The organism is Methylobacter svalbardensis, from assembly GCF_037671525.1.
Taxonomy (GTDB): Bacteria; Pseudomonadota; Gammaproteobacteria; order Methylococcales; family Methylomonadaceae; genus Methylobacter_A; species Methylobacter_A svalbardensis.
In genome coordinates, this window is the sequence record NZ_JAWPOH010000020.1 from 1 (window position 1) to 20,949 (window position 20,949).

Annotated in this window: 23 protein-coding genes; 8 read left to right on the plus strand and 15 right to left on the minus strand. The window is 46.2% G+C overall.

The window, feature by feature from the left end; all coding sequences use genetic code 11:
* The first annotated feature begins 211 nt into the window (after positions 1-211).
* Complete coding sequence (locus RW114_RS09685) at positions 212-1,081, plus strand: phosphate-starvation-inducible PsiE family protein (protein ID WP_340122546.1); 870 nt, start codon at positions 212-214, stop codon at positions 1,079-1,081.
* Between the two features lie 37 nt (positions 1,082-1,118).
* On the plus strand, positions 1,119-1,643 hold the full coding sequence (locus RW114_RS09690; RefSeq protein WP_340122547.1) for a DNA-deoxyinosine glycosylase: 525 nt from the start codon (positions 1,119-1,121) through the stop codon (positions 1,641-1,643).
* Between the two features lie 41 nt (positions 1,644-1,684).
* On the opposite strand, the gene RW114_RS09695 is transcribed toward RW114_RS09690, so the two are convergent.
* The 9 genes from RW114_RS09695 to RW114_RS09735 all read right to left on the minus strand — a co-directional run bounded on the left by RW114_RS09695 (position 1,685) and on the right by RW114_RS09735 (position 10,069).
* Positions 1,685-2,563 (minus strand): fructosamine kinase family protein, encoded by an 879-nt coding sequence (locus RW114_RS09695; protein WP_340122548.1) that lies wholly within the window; start codon positions 2,561-2,563, stop codon positions 1,685-1,687.
* A 218-nt stretch (positions 2,564-2,781) separates the two neighbouring features.
* A complete protein-coding gene (locus RW114_RS09700; RefSeq protein ID WP_340122549.1) occupies positions 2,782-3,285 on the minus strand; it encodes a M48 metallopeptidase family protein in 504 nt (167 codons plus the stop codon).
* 6 nt (positions 3,286-3,291) lie between these two features.
* Positions 3,292-4,224: a hypothetical protein gene (locus RW114_RS09705; RefSeq protein ID WP_340122550.1), complete on the minus strand. Its 933-nt coding sequence runs from the start codon at positions 4,222-4,224 to the stop codon at positions 3,292-3,294.
* Between the two features lie 81 nt (positions 4,225-4,305).
* Positions 4,306-5,190 carry a carbon-nitrogen hydrolase gene (locus RW114_RS09710; RefSeq protein ID WP_340122551.1) on the minus strand — a complete coding sequence of 295 codons (885 nt, stop codon included), beginning with the start codon at positions 5,188-5,190 and terminating at the stop codon, positions 4,306-4,308.
* A gap of 94 nt (positions 5,191-5,284) precedes the next feature.
* On the minus strand, positions 5,285-5,899 hold the full coding sequence (locus RW114_RS09715; protein ID WP_340122552.1) for a DUF2238 domain-containing protein: 615 nt from the start codon (positions 5,897-5,899) through the stop codon (positions 5,285-5,287).
* 8 nt (positions 5,900-5,907) lie between these two features.
* Positions 5,908-6,348, minus strand: a complete 441-nt coding sequence (locus RW114_RS09720; protein ID WP_340122553.1) for a glutaredoxin domain-containing protein — start codon at positions 6,346-6,348, stop codon at positions 5,908-5,910.
* A 94-nt stretch (positions 6,349-6,442) separates the two neighbouring features.
* Positions 6,443-7,468 carry an agmatine deiminase family protein gene (locus RW114_RS09725; protein WP_340122554.1) on the minus strand — a complete coding sequence of 342 codons (1,026 nt, stop codon included), beginning with the start codon at positions 7,466-7,468 and terminating at the stop codon, positions 6,443-6,445.
* Positions 7,469-7,500: 32 nt separating this feature from the next.
* The gene (gene recN / locus RW114_RS09730) at positions 7,501-9,180 is read right to left on the minus strand and encodes a DNA repair protein RecN (RefSeq protein ID WP_340122555.1); all 1,680 of its coding nucleotides are present in this window, start codon (positions 9,178-9,180) and stop codon (positions 7,501-7,503) included.
* Positions 9,164-10,069, minus strand: coding sequence for an NAD(+) kinase (locus RW114_RS09735; protein ID WP_340122556.1), 906 nt, complete (start codon positions 10,067-10,069; stop codon positions 9,164-9,166). Before RW114_RS09735 ends, recN begins: the two co-directional genes overlap by 17 nt.
* Before the next feature lie 234 nt (positions 10,070-10,303).
* Between RW114_RS09735 and RW114_RS09740 the strand changes: the two genes are divergently transcribed.
* The 6 genes from RW114_RS09740 (at position 10,304) to RW114_RS09765 (ending at position 14,886) form a co-directional block, all read left to right on the plus strand.
* Entirely contained in the window at positions 10,304-10,909 is a 606-nt protein-coding gene (locus tag RW114_RS09740) for an MBL fold metallo-hydrolase (protein WP_340122557.1), read from the plus strand.
* Positions 10,910-10,983: 74 nt separating this feature from the next.
* Complete coding sequence (locus tag RW114_RS09745) at positions 10,984-11,415, plus strand: secondary thiamine-phosphate synthase enzyme YjbQ (protein ID WP_340122558.1); 432 nt, start codon at positions 10,984-10,986, stop codon at positions 11,413-11,415.
* Between the two features lie 44 nt (positions 11,416-11,459).
* Positions 11,460-12,470 carry an NAD-dependent epimerase gene (locus tag RW114_RS09750; protein WP_340122559.1) on the plus strand — a complete coding sequence of 337 codons (1,011 nt, stop codon included), beginning with the start codon at positions 11,460-11,462 and terminating at the stop codon, positions 12,468-12,470.
* Between the two features lie 286 nt (positions 12,471-12,756).
* Positions 12,757-13,767 (plus strand): GGDEF domain-containing protein, encoded by a 1,011-nt coding sequence (locus RW114_RS09755; RefSeq protein ID WP_340122560.1) that lies wholly within the window; start codon positions 12,757-12,759, stop codon positions 13,765-13,767.
* 111 nt (positions 13,768-13,878) lie between these two features.
* Positions 13,879-14,568: an O-methyltransferase gene (locus tag RW114_RS09760; RefSeq protein ID WP_340122561.1), complete on the plus strand. Its 690-nt coding sequence runs from the start codon at positions 13,879-13,881 to the stop codon at positions 14,566-14,568.
* A gap of 69 nt (positions 14,569-14,637) precedes the next feature.
* The gene (locus RW114_RS09765) at positions 14,638-14,886 is read left to right on the plus strand and encodes a TIGR02647 family protein (protein ID WP_340122562.1); all 249 of its coding nucleotides are present in this window, start codon (positions 14,638-14,640) and stop codon (positions 14,884-14,886) included.
* A gap of 167 nt (positions 14,887-15,053) precedes the next feature.
* On the opposite strand, the gene rpoH is transcribed toward RW114_RS09765, so the two are convergent.
* From rpoH to RW114_RS09795, 6 genes are all read right to left on the minus strand, one after another.
* Positions 15,054-15,911, minus strand: coding sequence for an RNA polymerase sigma factor RpoH (gene rpoH, locus RW114_RS09770; protein ID WP_340122563.1), 858 nt, complete (start codon positions 15,909-15,911; stop codon positions 15,054-15,056).
* A 66-nt stretch (positions 15,912-15,977) separates the two neighbouring features.
* Positions 15,978-16,970 (minus strand): permease-like cell division protein FtsX, encoded by a 993-nt coding sequence (gene ftsX / locus RW114_RS09775; protein WP_340122564.1) that lies wholly within the window; start codon positions 16,968-16,970, stop codon positions 15,978-15,980.
* Positions 16,971-16,973: 3 nt separating this feature from the next.
* Positions 16,974-17,630, minus strand: a complete 657-nt coding sequence (ftsE, locus tag RW114_RS09780; protein WP_340122565.1) for a cell division ATP-binding protein FtsE — start codon at positions 17,628-17,630, stop codon at positions 16,974-16,976.
* Positions 17,631-17,638: 8 nt separating this feature from the next.
* A complete protein-coding gene (gene ftsY / locus RW114_RS09785) occupies positions 17,639-19,606 on the minus strand; it encodes a signal recognition particle-docking protein FtsY (protein ID WP_340122566.1) in 1,968 nt (655 codons plus the stop codon).
* An 11-nt stretch (positions 19,607-19,617) separates the two neighbouring features.
* Positions 19,618-20,214 (minus strand): hypothetical protein, encoded by a 597-nt coding sequence (locus RW114_RS09790; protein ID WP_340122567.1) that lies wholly within the window; start codon positions 20,212-20,214, stop codon positions 19,618-19,620.
* The gene (locus tag RW114_RS09795; RefSeq protein ID WP_340122568.1) at positions 20,195-20,917 is read right to left on the minus strand and encodes an SURF1 family protein; all 723 of its coding nucleotides are present in this window, start codon (positions 20,915-20,917) and stop codon (positions 20,195-20,197) included. Before RW114_RS09795 ends, RW114_RS09790 begins: the two co-directional genes overlap by 20 nt.
* Positions 20,918-20,949: the final 32 nt, after the last annotated feature.

Consider the following 20,949-nt stretch of genomic DNA (forward strand, 5'->3'; position numbering starts at 1 on the left):
GAGTTCAAATACTCACTCACCAACTGTTGGTGACGCTTTGCCAAGCGAGGATCGAGGTCTAATAACTTTTTTTATATTCATGGCGTATGTTACTACTTTTGTGCTTTAAGTTGTGTAGATAGCTATGCTGATAGGTAACAGCGCTTATTGATTGACCAAGTTAAACGCCCTACCCTACAGACACACGCACAACACCAGCCGGTTTTTTAAAATGATCAGACTGACTTACGCCAGCACCGCAATCAAAGACTTTAGTCCTGAAAATCTGTTGGCGTTGTTAAAAACCTGCCGAACAAATAATGGCGCCAACAATATAACCGGGATACTGCTTTATTCGCACGGCACTTTTTTTCAGGTATTAGAAGGCGACGAAGCAGCCATTGAAAATACATTTGAAAGCATAAAAAAAGATGAACGTCACAAAGACGTGACCTTGATTGAAAAACTGCCGATAACGGAACGGGCATTTCCTTACTGGAGCATGGGCTTTGAGAAGCTGAAAGGCAAAGAACTGAGCGAAATGGAAGGCTTGAATAATTTTTTTGAAAAGGATTTCACACCTGCCGGTTTTGCCTCCCACAAGCACATTATCGGCCCGTTATTGGCTCATCTGCGCAGCAAGCTGGTAAAACAGGTCACCGTGGAAAGTCACGAAGAGTTGCCTATGCAGCACGAAGATCCGTTCATACAAGTCCTGCACCGCACCATACGCTTGGGCGTCAAGTTTCTCGCGTTGCTGATGGTGATCGTTATTTTGTTCGGCATTATTGATGTCGTTTATGTAATTTTTGAAAAAATCACCCAACCGCCGTTTATGCTGCTGTCCATCAATGACATGTTGGAAACGTTTGGGGCTTTTTTGGCGGTGTTAATTGCCATTGAAATTTTCCTGAACATTACCTTGTATATCAGAAGCGATGTAATTCCGGTGAAACTGGTGGTGGCGACCGCGCTAATGGCTATTTCCCGGAAAGTCATCGTGTTTGATTACAAACATCTGCCGGCGGAATATGTCAGTGCATCGGCATTGGTTTTGGTAGCGCTGGGCATTACCTATTGGCTCATTCAAAAGAAAGAATAAAGCCCTCGCCAATGAGTTAATTCAGCCGTTAAACCTCATGACCAAACCTCTAATATTCTGTTTCGATCCTGTCGCAGATTTTAACGCCGAGCTATTGATTCTGGGCAGCATGCCTGGACAGGAATCTTTAACGGCAAACCAGTACTATGCGAATCGCCGTAACGCCTTCTGGAAAATCATGGCTGAAATACTCGGGTTTGATCCCGGCGTTTCCTACGAGACTCGGCTACAGGCATTAAAGACAGGCCGCATCGCACTCTGGGATGTGCTGCAGTCTTGTACCCGAGTCGGCAGCTTGGACGCAAGGATAGACGCCAACTCCATCAGCGCAAATGACTTTCAGAGTTTCTTTGATAGTCATCAAAATATCCGTGCGGTGTTCTTCAACGGTGCAAAGGCGGAGTCGGCATACCGGCAACATGTCTTGCCTAGCGTCAGTAGCATTGCTGTCAGCTATAGGCGTCTGCCCTCGACCAGTCCGGCTCATGCCTCGCTTTCCTACGAACAAAAACTTCAGCTATGGCAGGCAGCACTGAAACCAAAAATCAGCTTTGTACGTTAAAGATGCGACATGGCATTAAATTTAAATTGCATAGCCTTTGCTTATAAATCGGCCAATAACTGACTGATCCTGTTTTCTGCCTGATGTAGATAGCCTTGACCGAACAGATTCAGGTGATTGAGTATATGGTATAAGTTATACAGGTTTTTTCGGCTGGCATAGCCTGGATCTAGCGGATAAACATCATGATAAGCCTGATAAAATGCCGGACTGAAGCCGCCGAACAACTCGGTCATCGCCAGATCCGTTTCCCGGTCGCCAAAGTAACAGGCCGGATCATAAACAACCGGATTGCCCTGTTCGTCTGCCGCGACATTGCCGCCCCATAAATCGCCATGCACTAAAGCCGGTTGCGGCTGGTAGCCGGAGAAAAATGGCTTTAAATTCATACAAAGTTTTTCGCCCAGTGTTTGCAAGCGGCCGCCATAACCTTGGTCGGCGGCCAGCGCCAATTGATGCCCCAAGCGTTGCTCCTGCCAGAAGCTAAGCCAGTCGTCATAACGGCCGTTGACTTGCAGAGTAGTGCCGATGGTGTTGTCACGGTGCCAACCGAAATAGGCCTGTTTTTGCCGATGCAGCTGCGCCAGTTGTTGTCCCAGCAACTGTTCGGAACGGCTGTTGCGTTTATTTAGCACGATATATTCCAGCACTAAAAAGGCATGGACAGGCGTTTGTCCGCAAACAATAAATTTCGGTACGCGGATAGTCCGGGTTTGTGCCAGCGCTTGCAAACCTGCGGTTTCTGCCTCAAACATCGGAAGTCGATCTGGCGTATTCAGCTTGACAAAAAAACGGTGGTTTGCCGCCTGTAACCGGTAAGCCGCATTCATATCGCCGCCGGCCAGCGGTTTGGCATTTTGCAACTCAAAAGGCTGTCCGGTTGCCGACTCAATCTGTTGAACAATAGCCTGCCAATTCATAATTATGCTTGAGTAAATAAACCTAGAAAAATCATTTTTCCACGAAAAGCACAAAAAGCACGAAAATTCTCAAAAGAGGTAGCAAACTGCCGGGGGCAGAAGGTAGAGCAATGCATGGAGCAATTCTACCCAAGGGTAAATAGCTGAATCAACATAAGGTGCGATTTATTTCGTGTCTTTCGTGCTTTTCGTGGACAAGCTGCGATTTTGTTTTTAGCTTAATACAGCTTGCCGAACAAATCCAGATGGGTCAGATACAACCGCATATCCAGCTCGAACCGGTGATAACACGGCTCCATGTGCTGACACAGTTGATAAAATGCCTTGTTATGCTCCTTTTCCTTTAAATGCGCCAGCTCATGCACGACGATCATCCTTAAAAATTCCAGCGGCACCTGTTTAAACAATGAGGCCACCCGGATTTCATTTTTTGCCTTGTGTTTTCCGCCCTGTACCCGGGAAATAAAGGTATGCAAGCCTAAGGCATGATGAAGATCTTTAATCTTATCGTCATAAATCACCTTGCTCAGCGGCTGGGATTGTTTCAGCGACGCATTTTTTATATCGACCGCATAGCTATAAAGCGCCTTGTCGGTTCTGACCGTATGGGCGAGCGGATATTTTTTCAACAGTGTCTCGCCCAGCTTGTCGTTACTGATCAGCTGGCGTACCTGGCTGGTTACGTTTTCGGGATAGCCGATTAAATATTTTAATTCCTGCATGACAGCTTACTTCAGCGTGTTCAATATTTGCTCTAACGGAGCCAGAGAAATCAGCGCCCGGAAAAGAATGGTTTTATCTTCCAGCAGACCGTAACATTCATAATGATAAGGCGAGTCTATGGCATGGCCTATGCCCTCTTTCTTGTGTTCCTGGGGTATTTGCCTGATCAGTATATACAGAGCATCACCGGATTTTAGCAGCGCCAAGTAACTGCGATCGATGCTGATTTTATGCGACATATACACCAGCGGATTGCGTTCAAAATCATGTTTTTCTATCACCGCCTTTTCCAGCAAGGCACTGGATATCAGGCTGCACGGGAATATCTCAGGGAACACCGCTTTATTAGTAAAGTGGTCGAAAAAAGCATCCTGATCGACCAGAGAACCGCACAAAAAGTTTTTTGCATTGCTGGTGGTGATAAATTTTCGCTTCAGAAAAAAATGGCTACCGGTGATAAAAGACCGGTCGGGGTGCTGATTGAGGACGCCACACTGCGGAATATCCGGATTGGGCAGAAACAAGGCAAATTTGGATTCGGTTTTGTAGCCCAGCAAGGCCAATGCGCCGCCCGATTTAACCGTAATCCGGTTGCTGAGCATGGTCTCGGGATCGTCCTTGAATTGCGATTTTTTTATATCGACCGAGACCTCTTGTCCGGGCTTGACGGCATTAACAAACGAAAACTGGTAGTTACTAAAACGCAGATTGTTATTGCTAATCAGCGAATTTTCATTATGTAACCGGCGATGAAGAAAAACTTTATGCTCAACCAACGATTCCAATTGAAAGCCCAGTGCAATCGGGCCTTTGAACGGATTGTGATTGATGCGCCGCCATCTGTTTCTATCGTGAAACAGGTTGAAATCGTCCGTTGCATTACGTGCAACATCAATATGTATTTGATGAAAAACATCCGAACTGTCTGAATTATTCATAGTGCCTCAACGATAGAATTCCTGATTTGGTCAATTTAAGACAGGAAACTCCAGTTTCCATAACGTTTACGGCAGCGGGCTTTAATCAATAAAACGTCTGGTCAAATCGCCATATTCATCAATGCGACGGTCACGCAAAAACGGCCATATTTGCCTGACCCGTTCTACCCTGGCACTATCGATCGTGCAGCAGAGCAGCTTGGTTTCCGAATCATTGGCGCTGGTGATAATTTCGCCTTGCGGTCCGGCGATAAAACTATTGCCCCAGAAGTTAATACCGGTAGCCAAGTCCGGCGCTTGCTCAAAGCCGATACGGTTGCAGGAAATGACCGGAATACCGTTGGCGACAGCATGAGAGCGTTGAATGGTCACCCAGGCATCCAGCTGGCGCTGTTGCTCCACAGGCGTATCTTCCGGGTCCCAGCCTATCGCAGTCGGGTAAATCAACATCTCCGCGCCGGCTAAAGCCATCAGTCGAGCGGCTTCCGGGTACCACTGATCCCAGCAAACCAATACCCCTAATTTGCCGATAGACGTTTCGATAGGCTTGAAACCCAAATCGCCGGGGGTGAAATAATATTTCTCATAAAAACCCGGATCGTCGGGGATATGCATTTTCTGATATTTGCCGGCAATACTGCCATCCTTGTCAAAAACCACGGCAGTATTGTGATAAAGCCCCGGCGCTCTTTTTTCGAAAATGGTCGAGACGATGACAATGTTAAGTTCTTTAGCCACGTCCGACAGGATTTCAGTGGTGGGGCCCGGAATCGGCTGGGCAAGATCAAAGTTATCGTAATCCTCGCTCTGGCAAAAATACGGCCCCAGATGCAGCTCGGGCAATACCACCAGATCCGCATTTTTAGCGGCGGCTTCATGAATTTTCTCAATAGAAAAATCAAGATTGGTTTGTCTGTCTTCATCGCAGGGCTGTTGCACAGCACTAACGGTTAATGTCGATTTCATGATGATCGTCTGGGGTGGTTTTTGATAGGCGTTATTTTATAACGATTTAAGCGATAGGAAGAACAAAACTGCGTTGTCGCTGTGAAAACGAGTACTACCACGCTTGAACCGATCCAGCCGCTAACTTGCCAAGTTGCCGATCATGAATGCGACTTAACATCGCCAATGCCAACATTGCGCCAAGCAGCGCATAAGCCATATCCGACTGCGTATCCCAAATATAGCCTTGAGTGCCTAAAAATGCTTCAGCAGCTTCCTGGCTTAATAGCGCAACCCACCATTCAATCAGCTCATAAAAAGCGCTGATCGCAAGACAGATGCAGATGACGAAAAAATGAAGCCAGCTGATATTGACCACAACCTGCTTTCTGATTAGGATTTCCCTGGCGATGATGGCGGGGATAAAGCCTTGGGCAAAATGGCCGACCTTATCGTAATTATTGCGGTCAAAATGGAATTGGTCTTTTAACCAGTCGAACAGCGGAACTTCTGCGTAAGTGTAATGTCCGCCGACCATTAAAATAAGGCTGTGGATCAGGATCAAGCTATAAGCGAGCTCGGTTAACCTGAACTTCTGACGCGTCGTAATCAACACGATAAAAGCTATTATTGCCGGCGCTGTTTCAAGTATCCAGATCAGGTAATCTTTAGGATAGGTACCCGACCAAATCAGTGCCGAAAAAAATATCCCCAACCATGTTTTACTCATAGATTCATTTATTTCGCTAACGCTTGTTGATAGGCAGCATCGCTAAAGCCACGGATGGTGACGCCATTAACGACTGCCAGCGGGATACCCCTATAACCCGGATCAAGTGTTTTCTTGCGCGTTGCGGCATCAATATCTTGCTCAATATCGTAGGCATTAAAGTCAATATTGTTCTTATGCAGAAAGGCCATGGCTTTTTTACAATAAGGGCACCAGCTGGTGACGTAAATATCGACTTGCGGTGCTGCTTGATCCCCGTTATCGGCTGGATCAGATTCTGGTGCTTTATTTTCAAGATAAGCAGTATTTTCTATAGATGCCGGATTAGCGGGTTTTGAGCCGGAGAAATGCGACTTTCCATTGGCATCTGTCCATTTGTAGCCTTCGGCCTGGACTGAGAAAGTGAATGTCAGTGCAAACAACAGAATAAGCGATTGATTAATGACCATATAACGACTAAATTTTGAAATATATTGAGTATCCGGCTTTATGCAGGACGCGGTTTAAAACCACGCCCTGCACAACGCGCCATAACGCCGGATATTAACCGGCAGCCACTAATGCCTTTTCAGGAAGCTGCATGGTCATGCAATGCAGACTGCCGTACTGATGCACCAAAGGCTGACAAGGAACAGCGACAATCTTGCGATCAGGGAAACAACCGGCCAAGCGTTCCAGCGCAACCGCATCCATCGGGTCACCGTAAACCGGCACCATAACGGCATGATTGATGATTAAAAAGTTGGCATAATTCGCCGGTAGCTGTTGCCCGTCTTCATCATAAATCGGTTGCGGCAGCGGCAACGGCACCAGATGATAAACGTCGCCGTCCTGGGTTCTTAATGCCTGTAGTTGCATTTCCATGAATTTCAGGCTGTTGTAGTGCAGGTCTTCGGGGTCGTCGCAGCTGGTGTAAGCGATGGTGTTGGCGGAGCAAAAGCGGGCCAGGGTATCGATGTGGGCATCGGTATCGTCGCCGGTCAGGTTTTCCTGATCCAGCCAGAATACCCGTTTTGCGCCAAGATTCTGGCGCAATTGCTGCTCTATGTCTTGTTGGCTCAGGCCTTTATTCCTGTTCGGATTTAACAGGCACTGTTTGGTGGTCAGGATGGTGTCGATGCCGTCGCTTTCAACGCTGCCGCCTTCCAGTATGAAATCTACATCGGTGTGACTCGCGCCTTTAAAGGGTTTGGCGTTTAACAGTTTGTGATTGAGGTCGTTATCGTTTTGGTGCGTGTATTTCTCGCCCCAGCCATTGAAAAGAAAATTCATGTGCATATTTACGCCGTCTTTTTCGACAGTAAGAAAAACGGTATCCCTGACCCAGATGTCATTCACGACGGCGTGAATGAAGTCGATGTTGTCGTTCTTGCTTATCAAGCTTTGGATATGCAGCTGATGGCTGTCATCCCGGCACACGATAAGCAGTTTTTGATATTGACTGATGGTATCGCTAATTACGCTGTAGGATTGTTCGACAGCATCAAGATTGCGAAAATCGCCGGTTTTATGCGGCCAAGCGATTAATACGGCGGATTGTTTTTCCCATTCTGCTGGAAATCTGTTCATAGGTTTTAGTTCCCTTGAGTTGTATATCCCGGCTATAGGCCGGAAATAGATTGAAACAACATTTCTTTAGCGTGCGCCAGGGTGTTGGCTGTGATATTTACGCCGCCAAGCATTCTGGCAATTTCTTCAACGCGCTCTTCCGTTTCCAGTAAGCGGACAGTGGAAGAGGTCATATTGGTTTGGTTGTTTTTTTCAACGTAGAGATGGTGATGCGCTTGTGCAGCGACTTGTGGTAGGTGAGTGACGCACATGACTTGCCGGTTATGGCTTAAGCTGCGCAGTTTTTGTCCGACGATTTCGGCAATGCCTCCGCCTATGCCTGAGTCTACTTCATCAAAAATCATGGTCGGGGTGGTTTTATCACTGGACGTGGTGACTTGAATCGCCAGGCTGATGCGCGATAATTCGCCGCCAGAAGCCACTTTAGCCAGTGGTTTTGCTGGCAGGCCGGGATTGGCACTGACCAGGAATTCGATTTTATCTTTGCCGTTCAATTTTGGGGTCTCGCTATCTTGCGCTGCAATATCGACCAGAAATTCGCCTTGCGGCATACCCAGTTCCTTGATCATCGCTGAAATTTTGTGTTGCAGTTTCTTGCCGCTGAGGCTGCGTTGTGCTGATAGTTGCGTGGCCAGCTGATGATATTGAGCGAGCAACTGTGTGGCGCTTGCCGTTAAGTCTTCGATGTGCTCACTGCTGTGCGCCAAGCCGTCGAGTTCATGCTCAAGTTTGCCGACCAGCTCCGGCAGTTCATCCGGGGTGACGTGATGCTTGCGGCTGAGGCTTTGGACAATGCCGATCCGGTTTTCGACTTCTTCCAGACGCTGCGGATCGGCCTCCTGCGCCTCAAGAAAACGGCGCAATTGCAGCGATGCCTCTTCGACCTGAATCTGCGCTTCGGAAAGCATGGTGCAGATTTCGTTTAACTCGGGCGCAAATTGGGCAATGTGGCTTAACTCGACTAGGGAGTGATTCAGCATTTGATTGACCGATTGCCGGTCGTTCTCATAAAGCAGATCGACCTGCGTTTGGCCGGTGCTTAAAATCTGCCCCAGGTTGGCCATCTTGCCGTGTTCTTCCGAAAGCTCGGCATAGCTGAAATTGGCCTGATCCAGCTGTTGCAATTCTTCAAGCTGGTAGCGCAGCAATTCTTCACGTTCGGTCTGGTCTGCGCTGGATTTAATCAGGCTGGCCAGCTCTTTGCTGGTTTGCTGCCATTGCCGGTAACAGGCGTTGACGCTGTCCAACAGGGGCTGATTTTTTGCATAGACATCCAGCAGGCGGCGTTGCTCGTCGGCATTGAGCAAGGTCAAATGCGCATGTTGGCCGTGAATTTCGACCAACTTTTCACTGAGTTCCTGCAGGGCCTGCAAGGTAACCGGGCAGTTGTTGATATAGGCTTTGGAGCGGCCGTCGTGATTAACAATACGCCGGATCAGGCATTGCTGCTCGGTATCCAGTTCATTGTCCTTTAGCCATTGTTGCGCTAAAGGCGCATCAGCCAAATCGAATTCCAGATTAACCTCGGCGCGTTTGCATTCCGGACGCACGTAACCGGAATCGGCGCGATCGCCCAAGGCGAGTCCCAAGGCCGTTAATAAAATAGACTTGCCGGCCCCGGTTTCGCCGGTGAGCACCGACATGCCTTTTTTCAGGTCGAGATCTAATGATTTTACGACGGCGAGGTCGATTATATTAAGGTTTACTAGCATCTGCGTCTGTGTGGTAACCACTGCTCCAGTTTAATTTTTTCCTGAGTATCTGGAAGAAATCATGGCCTTCCGGATGCAAAATTCTAATCGGTTTTGGCTCTTTTTTAATCAAAATCTTGTCACTGATCAGCACTTTCGGAATTTCAATATGATCGCAAGTCACCAAGGCGTTGATTTGTTTGGTTTGGCAAAAACTGATTTCAATTTCTGCCGAATCATCTACCACTATAGGCCTATTTGACAAGGTATGGGGATTAAGCGGTACCAATACCAGGGCGTTTAACGAAGGATGCAGAATCGGCCCGCCCGCAGACAAGGAATAAGCGGTTGATCCGGTGGGCGTGGAAACAATCAGGCCGTCTGAACGTTGCGAATTTAAAAATACATTATCGATTTTGGTGATAATTTCTATCATGCTGGGCGTTACCCAACGGTGGACGACCACTTCATTGACGGCGGTTTCTTCGTGAATAATTTGCCCGTCACGGATGATCTTGGTGCGCAATAAATAGCGTTTTTCTTGCGAGTAATAGCCTTGAAGAATATAAAGCAGCTTATCGGACAGCTCGTTGGGCGATATATCTACCAGAAAACCCAGTCGGCCCAGATTGATGCCAATCAACGGAATATCATATTCGACGATGGCGCGGGCGGCAGCAAGAAAAGTACCATCCCCGCCAACGGCGATAACCAGATCGCAATGCTGACCCATCGTGTTGATGGAGCAAGATTCAACCGACTGATTTTCAATAAAATGAGCGCTGTCTTTAGCGACAATGACCGTGTAGCCATGTTGTTTCAAAAAAGCATGCAGCGCAGTTAACGTTTCGGCAATGCTGGGATCGCTGGGTTTGCCTATGATGCCGATGGTCTTAAAAGGTGTCTGCATTGCTGGATAAAAATCGGGAAATGAATTTGATTATACAAAAAAACCTGGACTAGACTACGAGTATTACTGATTCGTCGGATATTTTGGCTGTCTCGCGGCTTGGTTTTGCCTTTTAGCTTGATATTTTTGCATAATAGCAACAATCTATAATAGTGGAATTGATTAATAAAGCGGTAATAAACACAGAAGTTTATAAGTCCGGGTGTAAAATTATGAATTCAGAGGAGATTAGCAATGAAACAATTACACAGAAAAGACCTGTTTGGCTGGTCTGAATTTAATCAGGAGCGCAACCTTGATTTTCACAGTGTGCTGTGGGTGCGTGACGACGGCAATGTCTTGATCGACCCTTTGCCGATGTCTGAACATGATCACAGCCACTTGCAAAGCCTGGGCGGGGTAAGTTTTATCGTGATCACCAATAGCGACCACTGCCGTGATGCCGAGCATATAGCCGAGGTTACCGGCGCGGCGATTTACGGCCCGGCAGCCGAGGAAGAAACCTTTCCGCTGGTTTGCACTCGTTGGCTTCACGATCACGAAGAAATCGTTCCCGGACTGATTGCCTATCAGCTTAACGGTTCTAAAACGCCGGGAGAATTGGCGCTGCTTTTGGAGCACAGTACGCTGATAACCGGCGATTTAATCCGCTGTCATGTCGGCGGTGAATTATGCCTGTTGCCGGATGCAAAGCTGACGGATAAAAACAAGGCGGTGCAATCGGTTAAACGCATCGCCGATTTACCCGATATTAAAGCCGTTTTGACCGGCGACGGCTGGCCGCTGTTCGATCACGGCAGTGAAGCTTTGCATCGCCTGGTAAAATCATTAAACCATTAATGAGCAACCCGAAGTCCTTTCTTCTCCACTGTGCCGTTTGACGCGGCATTTCAAGCATACAGCAGGTTTTGTTAATGTGGGTACAAAAAGAGTTTTCATTGTCAGAAAAAAACCGGGGATTTCACCTGATCACCGGTGAAATCCTGAATGTTATTCCTGAATTGGCAGCCGTAAAGTTCGGATTACTCCATCTCTTTATCAAGCATACCTCGGCATCGTTGACCGTTAATGAAAATGCCGATCCAACGGTGCTTATGGATATGGAAAGCCACTTTAATCGATTTGTGCCGGAAGGAGCGCCTTATTACAAGCATGCCTATGAAGGCGACGACGACATGCCCGCCCACATAAAAAACGCCTTGTTGGGTTCCAGTTGCAGCATTCCCATTACCAATGGCAAACTTAATTTAGGCATCTGGCAAGGCATTTACCTGTGCGAGCATCGCAATCGGGGCGGAAGCCGGCGTATCGTAGCCACTATTCAAGGTCAGTCTCAAGCTGGATAATGTGCCGGGTTGGTTGATTTTTTAGCATCATGAGGGAGAGGACATTGAAGATATTAGTAACAGGAGCCGCCGGATTTATAGGTTCAGCCCTTAGCCTGAAATTGCTGGAGAGGGGCGACGAGGTTGTCGGCATAGACAATCTTAACGACTATTACGATGTTAATTTGAAGCTGGCACGGTTAGAGCGACTGCAAGGTCATGATCGTTTTAAATTTATCAAACTTGACATTGCGGATAGATCCGCAGTAGAAGAACTTTTCGCCCGTGAGCAGTTTCAAAGAGTCATGCATCTGGCGGCTCAAGCCGGTGTACGTTATTCGATAAGCCACCCTCATGCCTATATCGATTCGAATATCGTGGGCTTCATCAACATACTGGAAGGATGCAGGCATCATGCCGTCGAGCATTTAGCCTATGCTTCATCCAGCTCGGTTTATGGGGCGAATACCAAAATGCCGTTTTCTGTCCATCACAATGTCGATCATCCGGTTTCCCTTTATGCGGCCAGTAAAAAGGCCAACGAATTAATGGCCCATAGCTATAGCCATCTTTATAAGCTGCCGACTACCGGCCTGCGGTTTTTTACCGTTTACGGCCCGTGGGGAAGACCGGATATGTCGCCGATCAAGTTTGCCCGTAATATCACTGAAGGAAAACCGATCGATGTGTTTAATTACGGCAATCACCGCCGCGATTTCACTTATATAGACGACATCGTTGAAGGTGTCATTCGGGTTATTGATCAACCGGCGCAAACCAATGCTGCCTGGGCAAGTGAACATCCCGATCCGGCGACCAGTTTTGCCCCTTACCGCATCTATAACATCGGCAACAATAATCCCGTGCATTTGTTAACGTTCATCGAAACGCTGGAAAAATGTTTGGGTAAAGAGGCGATAAAGAATTTGTTACCGATGCAGCCGGGAGATGTACCTGATACCTATGCCGATGTTTCGGATTTAGTGCATGATTTGGGCTATAAACCCGCTACATTACTGGAAGATGGCATTAAGCTCTTTGTTGAATGGTATAAGGATTTTTACAAGACAGCCTGATAAATCGGTTTGTCTGTAAAGGTAGAACTCTGGAAAATCGGCAAGCGACTAGATATTCATTCGACACGAATCGACCAAGTTTTCTTTCGATTTGAGAAACTTTCCTCAAATTATTCGGTGACTCTGGATTTTGCCTTAGCGTTGATTTGGCGGCGTTGAAATATCAACAGAACCACGCGCTTTTTATCTCTTTAACCTTTTTTAATCGGCACAAATTCTCGAAAAAGGTCACATTTTTCGTACAAACATTGCATAATCGAATCTTTTATATTGCGACTGAGTACAGATGAGCGTCAATCTAACAGTACGGCAAATTTTTTCCTGGACTATACGGTTATCTGCCCAACCGGATTACCAGGCATTAACGCATAAGTTTTTAGCTATTCTTGCTGAGATTCCTTGGATTGATAGCGCGACTGCTTATGAAATTTATAACCACGAAAGAAAAAAACCGGGAGAAACCGGAACTGTTCACGAACTATTAATCAGACGATTTCCTTTGGATTTCACCAGAAATGATGAACAAGACCCTAATAATCTACTTGATGGACTTAATCATTCGGCTGACTTGAATCTCAGTATTCCGGATGAATCCGGCTCATATGCCTGGGCTATTTTTTCCATAAAAGGAGGGAGCGGTCCTGAGCGTGTAATTCATCTGGAAGGTGCATTTAAACAGGAGATGCTTGAGTTACTAGGCAATCTGCGAGAAATTTATCGAAATCTGATCATATTGCATGATACTAAAGAGCGGGACGTGTTAACCAAATTACCTAATCGACAATCTTTAGATGCCCGTTTATTAGAGGTTTGCGAACATTATAGCGACTATCAAACTATTGATAAGCAAGCAGAGAAAAGTTCGTGGATTGCCATATTGGATATTGACCATTTCAAACGGGTTAATGACAATTTTGGTCATTTGTATGGAGACGAAGTACTGCTGATATTTAGTCAACTGCTGGGAAAATGCTTTCGTTATAATGACTTTTTATTCCGCTTTGGTGGTGAAGAATTTGTTGTTATCCTGAACTTAGCCAGTCAAGCGACGGCTATAGCTGCTTTTAATCGTTTCAGGAAAGAGATTGCCAATTACCATTTTCCTACAGTCGGCCAAGTCACTGTCAGCATCGGCTTAACGCATGTCAACGGTATATCCATGCCCAGCACACAACTGGATAATGCCGATAAAGCGCTATATCGCGCCAAAGACAGCGGCAGAAACAGGGTGATTTTATATGAAGACATGGACGTTCTTACCGGGGATGATAACTCCGGTGAAGTTGAGCTATTTTAGATAACCTCCACCTTACTTAGTCTTTGCCTATGTTAAAATTTTGTAAACTCCTCGTACCTGATACACAAGTAAGGCTGGTCATACCCACCCATCATCCATGAGAACCTGCTAATGGCCGATATAAAATCCCCAACTGTTTCAAATCCCGGCGTGTTAATTCCTGTCAATCCGGCCATTGAAAATTACATGAACGGTTTGCTGCGACATACTGATCATCCGGTGTTAACCGAGATGGAGGCACTGGCACAAAAAAACAACTTTCCTATCATCGGCCGTTTGGTAGGCGTTTTTATTGAATCACAGGCCAAAATGATCAATGCTGAACGGGTGTTCGAATTTGGCAGCGGTTATGGTTATTCAGCCTATTGGTTTGCCAAAGCAGTAGGCCCTACAGGTCAAGTGATTTGCACCGATGCCGATTTTCTCAATCAGCAGAAAGCCGAGCACTATCTTAGTGCAGCCGGTTTGTGGGATCGAATCGATTTTCAGGCAGGCATGGCGCAAGATATTTTTTGCAAAACCGAAGGATCATTTGACATCTGCTATAACGATGTCGACAAGGGCGATTATCCGGCGATATGGCGCATGGCTAAAGACAGGATTCGACCCGGCGGGCTATATATTGCCGATAATGTGCTTTGGCGCGGCCGGGTCGCAGTAGAAAACCCTAGCGATATTTTCCCCGGCTGGACTGAGGCCATCATTGAACACAATGAATTAATCTTTAATGATCCCGAGTTTGACAGTTTTATCAATCCAAGCCGTGACGGCGTTATCGTCGCGAGAAAGAAGACCGCGTAAAAAAAGATACTCCTTCTTTATGAATAGCATTATGCTACTGCCTTAATTAATGAGTCACGAGGATTTACTATGCCCTATACCCAAGATCTTGTAGATGAACTGAACATTCTGGTTCGCTATAACCTGACGACTACTCTGGAAGGAATCAAGGTTCATAAAACGGCTTCACCGGAAATAATTGCAGCCACCCGTCGCTTGTTCGAAAAAGGCCTGTTATCACAAGAAGACGGCGGTTATCTGACTAATCTCGGAAGGGAAACTGCGGAACAGGCTCAAGCAATCATGGATATACTCAGGCCCGCTCAAAATCTGTTTTAATAAAATATTGTTACGGTTACATCACCAATCTGTCTGAAACAGATTTGCATTTACCCGAAGGGCGTCAGGCGGGACAGTCTGACATGAAACCGTAAGGCAATAAAAAAGGCTTAACGATAACATCGCCAAGCCTTTTTGCCCTTCAATGGCGCTCAGGAGTCGATGAATCAAACCGCTAGTTCAACTGCTGCTCTTAATTTTTTCATCGCATTTTGTTCCAACTGTCTGATTCTCTCGGCTGAGACATTATAGCGATCGGCAAGTTCATGCAATGTCGCTTTTTTGTCCATCAACCAACGACTCGACAGAATATCCAGACTGCGTTCGTCCAACTTGGACAATGCTCCCGACAATAAATCCTGCTCATGGCCTTCCCAATCTGAATTTTCTAGCAGAACCGCAGGATCAGTGCCGTGCTGATGAAGATAACTGGCTGGAGCAACATAGCTTTCTTCGGCTGATTCATCGACAGGCATGTCAAATGACATATCCCTGCTGCCTAGACGTTTTTCCATTTCGTAAACGATACTTACATCGACATCAAGATCTTTGGCAATTGCCAGCGCTTCGTCATTGGATAACCAGCCTATATCCTGCTTGGATTTACGCAAGTTAAAAAACAGTTTACGCTGCGCCTTGGTGGTGGCAACTTTTACGATGCCCCAGTTCTTGATCACATATTCATGAATCTCGGCTTTAATCCAGTGTACGGCGAATGAAACCAAACGCACACCGACATCAGGATCAAAGCGTTTAACGGCTTTCATCAAGCCGATATTACCTTCTTGAATAATATCCGGCATGGACAAGCCATAACCACTATAGCCTCGGGCAACGTGAATCACAAAGCGCAAATTGGTCATAACCAATTGACGTGCGGCCTCCAAATCACCGTCATCTCTGAATTTTAAGGCTAATTCGCGTTCCTGTTCTACTGTCAATTTAGGCATTTGCCTGACGACATTTAAATAGGCATCAAACGTTCCTACCGATAAATTAACAGGTAAAGCTAATGCGTTACTCATTGAAACCTCCAGATAAAAAACTTTTTCGAATTCTAGCACTCTTGTTCGTTGAGTGCTAATGATTTTCTACTCGGGTTTTAATTGCCGAAGTTGAAAATGAAGCACTATCCATGAACCCACCACACCCAGCACCGATGAAATAAGTAGCAATGCCAATGTTTCGGTAAAGCCCAAAAACAATACATGAAACGCGTCGTCATAAAGCCTGGAAAGCGTTTCGACAGGCTGTTTTAAAATCAGCATGATCGTTGTAATAATAAACCATGCAGTCACACCGGAAAAAAAGCCTATCCAAAATCCACTGTACAGAAATGGCCTACAAATGAAACTATTGGTCGCTCCCACCAACTTGGCGATCACGACTTCATCACGACGTTTATACAATTCCAGGCGTATGGTGTTAGCGGTAATAAACAGCACTCCAGCGCCCAATAACAGGCTTAATAAGATAACGCCGCGCCGCGCCACTTCCATTATGGATTGCAGGCGCTTTACCCATTGCATATCCATCTGGGCAAAATCGACTTCTGCCGACCGCTCAAAATCATCAAGCAAATCGGTAAGTGCCTGTTCGTTTTCCAGTGAATTTCTGGGCAACACCTGAATGACTACCGGCAGCGGATTTTTTTCCAGGGCTTTTACTGCGTCGCCAAACCCGCTGTATGCCTGGAACTCGGCTAATGCCTGCTCCTTGGTAATTAATTTCACTTCCTGAATATCGGGATTTCTCCTGATACTCTCGGCAAACTTATTTAACCTGGCATCTGAAATTTCATCTTTAATAAATAATGAGATTTGATTGCTGGCTTCCAAATTGCCTGCCAACTGTTGAAGGTTCGCCACCAGGATATAAAATCCACTGGCAAGTGAGATCGCAATCGCCAATACAACAATGGTCATTGCCGAAGAGAACCGTGACGCGACTAAGCGCCCAAGACTTGAAAACAACGCATGCGCATGAAGATTTCGGTAAGCATGAAATTTATCGGCAAAATTGCCGCCGGAAATTTTAGTCTGCCAGCGTTCCTGTTTAATTGGCTTTTTAGTAACGTGTTTCATAGTTTAACTTTCAACCAGTTGTCCGTGATCCAGTTTTAACACACGATAATTCATTTGGGCAATCAATGAAATATCATGCGAGGCAATCAGCACCGTACTTCCAACCTGTTGAAACTGCTCAAACAAATGCATTATTTCAGCGGACAGCTCCGGATCAAGATTTCCGGTCGGCTCATCGGCTAAAATCATCGGCGGCTTGTTAACCACCGCCCGGGCAATTCCGACCCGCTGCTGCTCTCCACCGGATAAGACCGCAGGATATTTTTTCTCTTTGCCTAATAGGCCGACTTTGTCCAACGCTGCTCGCACCCGCCGGGAAAGTTCATGGTGCCCGTAACCCGCTATGATTAATGGCAATGCCACATTATCAAAAACGGTTCTGTCCTGTAACAACTTGTAATCCTGAAAGATCAAACCCACTTTCCTGCGTATGAAAGGAATATGTCTATCCTTGGCTTGGTTGAGGTTTTGATCATCCAATAAAACCTGCCCCCGACTGCTGCGCTCGATCAGCGCAATCAATTTCAATAATGTACTTTTTCCGGCCCCTGAATGCCCTGTCAGAAAAGCCATTTCACCACGCTCCAGATGAAAACTGACATTACGCAATACATCGCCTGCTCCAGGGTATCTCATACTGACATTATCGAACTGTAACATAGGCTTTTTTAGTCTTTAACAAACAATGCATTTACAAAAGCATCTGCATCAAAATCCTGCAGATCATCAATACCTTCGCCTATTCCTATAAAACGGATAGGGATAGTAAACTGCTTGGCCAACGCAAAAATAATACCGCCTTTTGCGGTGCCATCGAGCTTGGTAAGAACCAGGCCGGTCAAGGCAACCGTCTCATTAAACAGTTTGGTTTGCGATAAGGCATTTTGCCCGGTACCGGCATCCAATACCAGCAGCACTTCATGAGGCGCGGTTTCATCCAGCTTACTGATAATCCGTTTGACTTTTTTCAATTCGTCCATCAGGTTGGATTTGGTATGCAAGCGTCCGGCGGTATCGGCAATCAACACATCAATGCCTTTTGCTTGTGCAGATTGTACGCCATCATAAATGACGGATGCCGAATCAGCCCCGGTATGCTGGGCCACCACATGAATGTTATTACGCTCGCCCCAGGTTTGCAATTGCTCGACAGCCGCAGCTCTAAAGGTATCTCCGGCGGCTAACATCACGCTATGGCCTTGTGCCTGTAGGCGCTTTGCCAATTTACCGATCGTTGTGGTTTTACCCGCACCATTGACGCCGACAACCAGAATAACGAAAGGTTTGTCCTGTTTGGGAATATGCAAATTTTGGCTGCACGGTTGCAGCATGCTCAGCAACTCCTGCTTTAAGGCCGCTGATAAAGCCGCGCCGTCATTGAGCTGGTGCCGTTCAACACGCTCAGTCAAGCGTTTGATGATTTCAGTGGTCGCATCCACGCCTATATCGGCCATTAACAAACTGGCTTCAATCTCTTCCAGCAAATCCTCATCAATTTCTTGTCGGCCCAAAGGAATATGAGCCAATACCCCGCTAAGTCCGGAACGGGTTCGCGTTAACTGTGTTTTAAGGCGTAAGTATAGCGACTCGGGTTCCGGCTCTAAATAAGCTTCTGCTGCTGGAGCAACTTCTAGGGCAGGCTTTAGCTCTTCAACATAAGCATATCGACTATAAAAACTGATAGCGATCAACGGCAACATCAACAACGCGGCAAACGCATTATGAGCTATCCCCACCCATAAAGGCGCGCCGAGTTTAATACCGATAATGCCTGAACCGATCTGTAACAACAGTAACACACTCAGCCATAAACCCGCTCTTCTGATCGGTGTTGAATGATGAGCAGATGTTGCGTTCAACATCATCAGAGTCAGCACCATAAAACTAACCAACGCACCGACTCGATGCAACCAATTTGCGGCAACCTGCGCATCGAATGCCATGACGCCGGTATAACCCGTGCTTAAGCTTCTGAATAAATTCAGCGCCGTTTGATAATCGGCTTTAGGCCACCAGGAACCATTGCACTCCGGGAAACCCGAACAGGCTAAAGCGGCATAATTAGTACTGACCCAACCGCCCAAAACAATCTCTACAAATAACAACCCCATTGCAAATCGAGTAAATGCAAGCAAACCCTTGCTACGCACAGTTAATGGTAAAATCTTTGGATTAACCCGCAAATACAGCCAGAACAATAGCCAGAAAGTCATCATGCCCAGCAATAAATGACCGGTGACAACAATTGGCATAGCGTACAATTTTACGGCCCACATGCCTAATGCCGCCTGTAATCCTACCAAAAGTATCAGACCTAATGCAGCTGAGATAGCCGCCTTGCGAGCTTGTGGTACGCGCCACGAAAGCATCGCCAGCAACAACACAGCCATGCCTAAGATAGCGACCAGATAACGATGACTCATTTCCTTCCAGGCTTTTGCTATATCAGGAGTCTGGCCAGGGAAAGCCTTAGCCGCCTGTGCTATAAAATCGGTATGATCGCTGACAACGGCTTGTCCATAACATCCCGGCCAATCTGGGCAGCCTAACCCTGCCCCGGATAAGCGAACGTATGAACCCGCTACGATAACTATTAAAGCTAAAACACTGCTAAAGAGAGTTATTTTTCTAAACATGTTATTTCCCACTATCCGATTTGTGAAATGCGCAAAAGATGCATAAGATCACTTTTTACGTTGTAAGGATCGAAACCCGGCTCATACTGCATCATCAAATTACCCAATGGATCCATTAACAGCAACATCCCATCATGAATATTACCTTGTCTGATTGCAGTAATTTTCTGGATAACTGCGTCATTAGCTTTGACTCGTAATAAGGTCTGGTCATTTTTCCACCATTGGCTCGCAACTTCCGGCGCAACCTCTTTTAGGACGATGACAACTCGACGCGTACGGGTCAGCTCCTTATTTAACATCAGCCGTAACTGCTTGGTTTTATGAATAGCTTCAAGACAGACTTCATTACAATCGCCGTTGGGAATCACGTTGACTAGCAGCCAGTGCCCGTTAAGCTCAGCCATATTGTCGATTGAGAACTGATCAAAACCGGTTAAATCTCCGCGTTCGGTTGTTTGTGGCGGCGTGATTAACTGCCCGTAATTGGTTTGCCCATTTAATAGCTGCGGATGTTCTTTTAATCCCCAGGCGATCAAAAAAGGAATTACCGTCATTCCAAATAGAATCATTATTAATAAATGATTTTTATTCTTTTGATTTTGCATCGTTGTGTTTAAAACCGTGCCAGATAAATAGTATCGTTAGTGTCAATGCCAATGCAAACCACTGAATTGCATAGGCCGTATGTTGTTCGGGCGGCATAATGGTTGTTGTATGCCATTCCCGTTTAAACCCATCGGGTAATTCTTTAGCAAGTTCAACCTGGAATGGGAATAATGAATAGCCTAGTTTTTTAGCCAACACCTGACTATCTACCACCTGCACTACTGATGGCCAACTTGCTGTAGGAATTTCCGCTCCTGCTAATTTTATACCCACACTAGGGAAATCATTAATCCGTCCAGTAATAGTTGTTTGCGCCTGGTTAATCTGCAAGTCAGGAAGAATAGATCGATCCGAATTTAAAGGAATCCAGCCCCTGTTTACCAAAACGGCCTTGATTTCACCGGTCAATATCAATGGTGTCAATACAAAATAACCCGCCTTGCCGTTACTGATTTGATTATCTATCAAAAACTGGTGCGCCACATCGTATCGTCCTGTAACCTCGACCTGTCTGTATCTCAGTGTCTCTGTACTATTTTCCATAACCGCAGACAAATGCAGTGTTTCAGTTGCAACCGCTTGTTGTTGTAAGCTAAGCCACGCCTGTTTCTGTTCTGAACGATCTAATTGCCACAGTCCCAAGGCGAGCAACACCGGCAACAGGCACAAATAAACCATCGTTGGAATAATTTTAAACTTCATTGAATATGTCCGAGGAATCATGCATTTTTTCT